The organism is Pseudomonas sp. FW305-E2, from assembly GCF_058782925.1.
In genome coordinates this window covers 71,573-79,606 of the sequence record NZ_JBYSYE010000023.1, presented here as the reverse complement: position 1 = coordinate 79,606, position 8,034 = coordinate 71,573, and the positions used below count along the sequence as shown (strand labels likewise).

The 8,034-nt window shown below is 62.6% G+C and carries 3 protein-coding genes; 1 reads left to right on the top strand and 2 read right to left on the bottom strand.

Annotated features, from left to right (window positions below):
* Positions 1-203: 203 nt before the first annotated feature.
* Both aceF and aceE read right to left on the bottom strand, forming a co-directional pair.
* Positions 204-1,850 carry a dihydrolipoyllysine-residue acetyltransferase gene (gene aceF / locus AC3WLP_RS17575; RefSeq protein ID WP_088513533.1) on the bottom strand — a complete coding sequence of 549 codons (1,647 nt, stop codon included), beginning with the start codon at positions 1,848-1,850 and terminating at the stop codon, positions 204-206.
* 13 nt (positions 1,851-1,863) lie between these two features.
* The gene (aceE, locus tag AC3WLP_RS17570) at positions 1,864-4,509 is read right to left on the bottom strand and encodes a pyruvate dehydrogenase (acetyl-transferring), homodimeric type (protein ID WP_003255651.1); all 2,646 of its coding nucleotides are present in this window, start codon (positions 4,507-4,509) and stop codon (positions 1,864-1,866) included.
* 383 nt (positions 4,510-4,892) lie between these two features.
* On the opposite strand from aceE, the gene glnE reads away from it, so the two are divergent.
* On the top strand, positions 4,893-7,826 hold the full coding sequence (gene glnE / locus AC3WLP_RS17565; RefSeq protein WP_003255650.1) for a bifunctional [glutamate--ammonia ligase]-adenylyl-L-tyrosine phosphorylase/[glutamate--ammonia-ligase] adenylyltransferase: 2,934 nt from the start codon (positions 4,893-4,895) through the stop codon (positions 7,824-7,826).
* Positions 7,827-8,034: the final 208 nt, after the last annotated feature.

The window sequence follows — 8,034 nt, the reverse complement described above, 5'->3', positions numbered from 1 at the left end:
GGCATTCAGCTTGCCATTCACCGCTCTCACTCCAGATTCTAATCCCCCATCAAGACACAAGCGGCCTTGTGTCGCGAAAGGAGGGCGAAGCCCTCCCAGCTTTTTCCAGGCAAAAAAAAGCCCCGCCAATCGACGGGGTTGAGGTACGAGCGTGGCAGCTCGAAAAGGGTACTGCCCCTCGCAAGGAGGGGCAGTGTGCTGGCTTACAGCAGCATGGTGCGGATATCGCCCAGCACGTCGCCCAGGCGCTTGGTGAAGCGCGCGGCGGCAGCGCCGTTGATCACACGGTGATCGTAGGACAGCGACAGCGGCAGCATCAGCTTTGGCTGGAAGGCCTTGCCATCCCAGACTGGCTGCATGGTCGCCTTGGAGACGCCCAGGATAGCCACTTCCGGCGCGTTGACGATCGGCGTGAAGCCGGTGCCGCCAATGTGGCCGAGGCTGGAGATGGTGAAGCAAGCGCCTTGCATCTCGTCGGCCGACAGCTTCTTGGTGCGCGCCTTCTCGGCCAGTGCAGCGGCTTCGGCAGCCAGTTGCAGCAGGCTCTTCTGGTCGACGTTCTTGATCACAGGGACCAGCAGGCCGTCCGGGGTGTCCACGGCAAAGCCGATGTGCACGTACTTCTTGCGGATGATGGCCTTGCCGCTTGGCGCCAGCGAGCTGTTGAAGTCCGGCAGTTCCTTGAGCAGGAAGGCGCAGGCCTTGAGCAGCAGAGGCAGCACGGTCAGCTTCACGCCAGCTTTCTCGGCCACGGCCTTCTGCGCAACGCGGAAGGCTTCCAGCTCGGTGATGTCGGCAGAGTCGAACTGGGTCACGTGCGGCACGTTGAGCCAGCTGCGGTGCAGGTTGGCAGCACCGACCTGCATCAGGCGGGTCAGGGCCACTTCTTCCACTTCACCGAACTTGCTGAAGTCCACGGCAGGGATCGGCGGGATGCCAGCACCACCGGTCGCACCGGCGGCTGCCGGCGCTTCCTTGGCTTTCTGCATCATGGCCTTGACGTAGACCTGCACGTCTTCTTTCAGGATGCGACCGTGCGGGCCGGTGGCAGCAACTGCACCCAGCTCGACACCGAATTCACGGGCCAGCTGACGAACAGCGGGGCCTGCGTGAACCTTGGCATTGCTGCCAGCGGCCGGTGCGGTCGCAGCCGGTGCAGGGGCAGCAGCCGGGGCGGCAGCGGCAGGTGCGGCAGCCGGAGCAGCCTCAGCCTTGGCTGGTGCAGGAGCAGCAGCAGCCGGTGTCGGCGCGGCAGCCGGGGCGGCACCCGCCACTTTCAGCTTGAAGATCAGGTCGCCAGTGCCGACTTCGTCTTCCAGCTTGCACAGCACTTCTTCGACCACGCCGGCGGCCGGCGACGGGATTTCCATGGAAGCCTTGTCGGACTCCAGGGTAATCAGCGACTGGTCGGCTTCGACGGTGTCGCCGACTTTGACCAGCACTTCGATGATCTTGGCCTTGCCCGACGAACCGATGTCCGGCACGTGGATGTCCTGCACGCTGGCGGCAGCCGGGGCTGCGGCCGGAGCAGGGGCGGCTTCGGCGGCCGGGGCCGGCGCAGCAGCCTGAGCTGGAGCAGCGGCAGCAGCCGGAGCCTCAGGGGCCGCAGCAGCGGCGCCCTCGGCTTCCAGGACCAGCAGTTCGTCGCCTTCTTTCAGGCGGTCGCCCAGCTTGACCTTCAGTTCCTTGATGACGCCGGCCTTGGGCGCCGGAATTTCCATGGAGGCCTTGTCGGACTCCAGGGTCAGCAGGCTCTGGTCAGCCTCGATACGATCACCGACCTTGACGAACAGCTCGATGATTTCACCTTCACCGCTGCCGATGTCAGGTACGCGAATGAGTTCGCTCACTTAAAAATACTCCTCAGCAGTCCAGTGGGTTGCGCTTGTCCGGGTCGATACCGAACTTGACGATAGCGTCTGCAACAACCTTGGGTTCGATCTCGCCACGGTCAGCCAGGGCTTCCAGGGCAGCCAGCACCACGAAGTGGCGGTCGACTTCGAAGAAGTGACGCAGCTTCTTGCGGCTGTCGCTGCGACCGTAACCGTCGGTACCCAGGACTTTGAACTCTTTGCTCGGTACCCACTGGCGAATCTGCTCGGCGAACAGCTTCATGTAGTCGGTAGAGGCGATAACCGGGCCTTTGCGACCGTTCAGGCACTGCTCGACGTAGGTCTGCTGTGGCTTCTGGCCAGGCTTCAGGCGGTTGGCGCGTTCCACGGCCAGGCCGTCACGGCGCAGTTCGTTGAAGCTGGTGACGCTCCACACGTCGGCACCGACGTTGAACTCTTCACGCAGGATCTTCGCGGCTTCGCGGACTTCGCGCAGGATGGTGCCGGAGCCCATCAGCTGTACGTGGTGTGCGGCTTCGCGGGTGTCCTCTTCCAGCAGGTACATGCCCTTGATGATGCCTTCCTCGACACCGGCCGGCATGGCTGGCTGCTGGTAGGATTCGTTCATCACGGTGATGTAGTAGAAGATGTCCTGTTGCTCTTCGGTCATCTTCTTCATGCCGTCCTGGATGATCACCGCCAGCTCGTAGCCGTAGGTCGGATCGTAGGTGCGGCAGTTCGGGATGGTGCCCGCCATCATGTGGCTGTGACCGTCTTCGTGCTGCAGGCCTTCACCGTTGAGGGTGGTACGGCCGGCGGTACCGCCGATCAGGAAGCCACGGGTGCGGCTGTCGCCAGCGGCCCAGGCCAGGTCGCCAATACGCTGGAAACCGAACATCGAGTAGAAGATGTAGAACGGCAGCATCGGCTGGTTGTGGCAGCTGTACGAGGTACCGGCAGCGATGAACGACGACATGGCGCCGGCTTCGTTGATGCCTTCCTCGAGGATCTGGCCCTTCTTGTCTTCGCGGTAGAACATCACCTGGTCTTTATCGACTGGCTCGTAGAGCTGGCCGACCGACGAGTAGATGCCCAACTGGCGGAACATGCCTTCCATACCGAAGGTACGGGCTTCGTCCGGGATGATCGGGACGATGCGCTGGCCGATGTCCTTGTCCTTGACCAGCTGCGCCAGAATACGCACGAAGGCCATGGTGGTGGAGATTTCGCGGTCGCCCGAGCCGTCCAGGATCGCTTTCAGCGTTTCCAGTGGCGGGGTCGGCACGCTGAAGCTCTTGGCGCGGCGCTGCGGTACGAAGCCACCCAGGGCTGCGCGGCGCTCGGCCAGGTACTTGGCTTCGGCAGAACCTTCTTCCGGCTTGAAGAACGGCAGGTTCTCCAGGTCGGCATCCTTGACCGGGATGTCGAAGCGGTCACGGAAGTGACGCAGGCTGTCGACGTCGACCTTCTTGGTGTTGTGCGCGGTGTTCTTGGCTTCGCCAGCACCGGTGCCGTAACCCTTGATGGTCTTGGCCAGGATGACGGTCGGCTGCTCTTTGTGGTTCACAGCCTGGTGATACGCCGCGTAGACCTTGTACGGGTCGTGACCGCCACGGTTGAGCTTCCAGATCTCTTCGTCGGACAGGTCTTCGACCATGGCCTTGAGTTCCGGGGTGTTGAAGAAGTGCTCGCGAACATACGCGCCGTCTTTGGCTTTGTAGTTCTGGTATTCGCCGTCGATGACTTCGTCCATGCGGCGCTGCAGGGCACCGTTGGTGTCCTTGGCCAGCAGTGGGTCCCAGAAACGGCCCCAGACGACTTTGTTGACGTTCCAGCCACCGCCACGGAACACGCCTTCGAGTTCCTGGATGATCTTGCCGTTGCCGCGAACCGGGCCGTCGAGGCGCTGCAGGTTGCAGTTGATGACGAAGATCAGGTTGTCCAGCTTCTCGCGGCCGGCCAGGGCGATTGCACCCAGGGATTCCGGCTCGTCGCACTCACCGTCGCCCATGAAGCACCAGACCTTCTGCTTGCCGGCCGGGATGAAGCCACGGGCTTCCAGGTACTTCATGAAGCGTGCCTGGTAGATCGCCTGGATTGGGCCCAGACCCATCGAAACGGTCGGGAACTGCCAGAAGTCAGGCATCAACCATGGGTGCGGGTACGAAGACAGGCCGTTGCCGTCCACTTCCTGACGGAAGTTGTTCATCTGGTCTTCGCTGATACGGCCTTCCATGAAGGCACGGGCGTAGACGCCAGGCGAAGCGTGGCCCTGGAAGAAGACCAGGTCGCCGCCGTGTTCTTCGGTAGGGGCCTGGAAGAAGTAGTTGAAGCCGATGTCGTACAGGGTGGCACTGGAGGCGAAGCTAGAGATGTGTCCGCCCAGGTCCGAGTCTTTCAGGTTGGTACGCATGACCATGGCCAGCGCGTTCCAACGCACCATCGAGCGAATGCGGCGTTCCATGAACAGGTCGCCAGGCATGCGTGCTTCGTGGGTGACAGGGATGGTGTTGCGGTATGGCGTGGTGATCGCATACGGCAGCTGGGAGCCACTACGGGTGGCCAGCTCGCCCATACGGGTCATCAGGTAATGAGCGCGGTCTTCGCCTTCTTTGTCGAGGACCGACTCCAGGGCATCCAGCCATTCCTGGGTTTCGATTGGATCGAGGTCTTGCATGGCTTGCTCCAGGGCGGAAAGGCAACCAGAATCGATTGCCTGAGATTGCGACTGGCCTTATGGGCAGACGTCGTGAATTCTTGGATTACCGGGGTGTCTTCCGGCGCGTTGTAGTTTTACTACATTTGCTTTCGCATTTCATGCTTTTACACGACACGAGTAGTAGTAAAACTACATTTGTGCGACGTTTGGTCGCACCTTGGCTTGTGAGGAAAAACGTTCATGTTGGTTGGCATTGTGTCGCGAACGGGTGGTTCTTGATGTTTGTTGCCAAGTTTTCGTTTTTTTCAGCTATTTCCAACTTTTGTACGACAGTCCAACCGTGGTCCGGCTTCCCCTTGGCCGCTTTTTCCCCTCTATTTCACGCCGATCAAGGATAGACCATGCGCCTACCTTTGCCCTCCGATCTGCCTGCCACCTTGCAGCCGCTGGTCACTCGCAACCAGCAGTTCATCAGCGATGCCGTGGCCGGCCACCCCGAACTCGACCTGCAGGCCTGGAGCCCGCTGCACCGGCAGCAGTTCGACCAGGTGGCTGCTGCCAGCGAGTTCGTGCTCAGCCTGGCCCAGCGCGAGCCCGCCATGCTGTTCGCCCTGCTGGCCAGTGGCGAGCTGGAGCGGCGATACGCCCCGGGTGAGCTGCGCGGGCAAATCGCCGCAACAGCCCAGGCGGCACAGAGCGAGGACGAGCTGGCGCGCAATCTGCGCCGCGCGCGCAACCGCCAGCAGTTGCGCATTATCTGGCGCGACATTACCCGTCAGGCGGAACTTGGCGAAACCTGCCGCGACCTGTCGGACCTTGCCGATGCGGCCATCGACGAAGCCTACCAATGGCTGTACCCGCGCCATTGCCAGCAATTCGGCACGCCCATCGGCAACCGCAGCGGCCAGCCGCAGCACATGGTGGTGCTGGGCATGGGCAAGCTGGGAGCGGTAGAGCTTAACCTGTCGTCGGACATCGACCTGATCTTCGGTTTTCCCGAGGGCGGTGAAACCGAAGGGGTGAAGCGCTCGCTGGATAACCAGGAGTTCTTCACGCGCCTGGGCCAAAGGCTGATCAAGGCACTGGACCCGGTTACCGTCGACGGCTTTGTATTCCGCGTTGACATGCGCCTGCGCCCCTATGGTTCGGCGGGTGCCCTGGTGCTCAGCTTCAATGCACTGGAGCAGTACTACCAGGACCAGGGCCGTGACTGGGAACGTTACGCGATGATCAAGGCGCGGGTGGTGGCCGGCGACCAGGCGGCCGGCGCGCAGTTGCAGGAGATGCTGCGCCCGTTCGTGTACCGCCGCTACCTGGACTTTTCCGCAATCGAAGCGCTGCGCACCATGAAGCAGCTGATCCAGCAGGAAGTGCGGCGCAAGGGCATGGCCGAGAACATCAAGCTGGGTGCCGGTGGTATTCGCGAAGTGGAGTTCATCGCCCAGGCCTTCCAGCTGATCCACGGCGGGCGTGACCTCAGCCTGCAGCAGCGGCCGTTGCTCAAGGTGCTGGCCACCCTGGAAGGCCAAGGCTACCTGCCGCCAGCAGTGGTGGCCGAGTTGCGCGAGGGCTATGAGTTCCTGCGCTACACCGAGCACGCCATCCAGGCCATCGCCGACCGCCAGACGCAAATGTTGCCGGAAGGTGAGACCGATCAGGCACGCGTGGCCTATGTGCTCGGTTTTGCCGACTGGCAGAGCTTCCACGACCAGCTGATGTACTGGCGTGGCCGTATTGACTGGCATTTCCGCCAGGTCATTGCCGACCCGGATGATGAAGACGGCGAAGGCGAACTGGTGGTGGGTGGTGAGTGGTCGCCGTTGTGGGAGCAGGCGCAGGATGAAGAAGCCGCTGGCCGGCAATTGCAAGAGGCTGGCTTCAAGCAACCCGCCGAAGCCTTGAGGCGCCTGGCCGGGCTGCGTTCCAGCCCGCAGTTGCGCTCGATGCAGCGCATCGGCCGTGAGCGACTTGACGCATTCATCCCACGGCTGTTGGCTCAGGCGGTGGAGCATGACAACCCTGACCTGGTGCTTGAGCGGGTGCTGCCATTGGTCGAGGCTGTGGCAAGGCGTTCTGCCTACCTGGTACTGCTGACCGAAAACCCCGGTGCCTTGCGCCGTTTGCTGACGCTGTGCGCCGCCAGCCCGTGGATTGCCGAGCAGATTGCCCTTTACCCGCTGCTGCTCGACGAACTGCTCAATGAGGGCCGCTTGTTCAGCCCGCCCTTGGCGCCAGAACTGGCCAGCGAGCTGCGCGAGCGCCTGACGCGCATCCCCGAGGACGACCTGGAGCAGCAGATGGAGGCGCTGCGCCATTTCAAGCTGGCCCACAGCCTGCGCGTGGCCGCCTCGGAAATCAGCGGCAACCTGCCGTTGATGAAAGTCAGCGACTACCTGACCTGGCTGGCGGAAGCCATCCTCGACCAGGTGCTGGCCTTGGCCTGGCGCCAGACCGTGGCCCGCCACGGCCAACCCAAGCGCAGCGACGGCAGCCTGTGCGACCCGGGTTTCATCATCATCGGTTACGGCAAGATGGGCGGCCTGGAGCTCGGCCACGGTTCGGACCTGGACCTGGTCTTCATCCATGACGGCGATCCGCAGGCGGAAACCGACGGTGCGAAGCCTATCGACAGCGCGCAGTTCTTCACGCGTCTGGGGCAGCGCATCATCCACTTGCTGACCACCCAGACCAACTCGGGCCAACTGTACGACGTGGATATGCGCCTGCGCCCGTCCGGCGCCTCGGGCCTGCTGGTCAGCTCGCTGGGCGCCTTCGAGCGCTACCAGCAGAACGAAGCCTGGACCTGGGAACACCAGGCGCTGGTGCGGGCCCGTGTGCTGGTGGGTTGCAAGCAGGTGGGGGCTGCATTCGAAGGTGTGCGTGCCAAGGTACTGGGCCAGGCCCGCGACCTGGAAAAGCTGCGCGGCGAGGTGAGTGAAATGCGCGCCAAGATGCGTGACAACCTCGGTACCAAGGCTACGGCTGCCGGTACCGCGGCGAACGCCTTCGACGCCGGTGTACCCTTCGATATCAAGCAGGATGCCGGCGGTATCGTCGATATCGAATTTATGGTGCAATACGCCGCTTTGGCCTGGTCCCATGACCATCCGGCCATACTTCGATGGACCGATAACATCCGCATTCTGGAAGAGCTGGAGCAGGCGAACTTGATGCCGGCCAGTGACGCGGTGCTGTTGCGTGAAGTGTACAAGGCGTTCCGCTCGGCCTCCCACCGCCAGGCGCTGCAGAAGCAGGCCGGGGTGATCGATGCGGCACAGTTTGCCGATGAACGCCGTGAAGTGCGGCGGATCTGGGGTGAACTGGGGCTGACTTGAGATCGTTGGGGCCGCTGTGCGGCCCTTTCGTCACACAAGGCCGCTCCCACCATTGGCCGGCGTATGCAGTACCTTTTGTGGGAGCGGCCTTGTGTCGCGATGGGCTGCAAAGCAGCCCCAAAGGCTCATGCCTCACCACCGGTGTTACACTGTCGGCCACATAGCCTGAATATAAAGAGGGGAGGCCAGGCTGTACCGCAGCCTGTAG

Excerpts from the sequence above, each read along its gene's own strand:
- aceE (WP_003255651.1), bottom strand. The coding sequence starts at position 4,509 with ATGCAAGACCTCGATCCAATCGAAACCCAGGAATGGCTGGATGCCCTG.
- glnE (WP_003255650.1), top strand. The coding sequence starts at position 4,893 with ATGCGCCTACCTTTGCCCTCCGATCTGCCTGCCACCTTGCAGCCGCTG.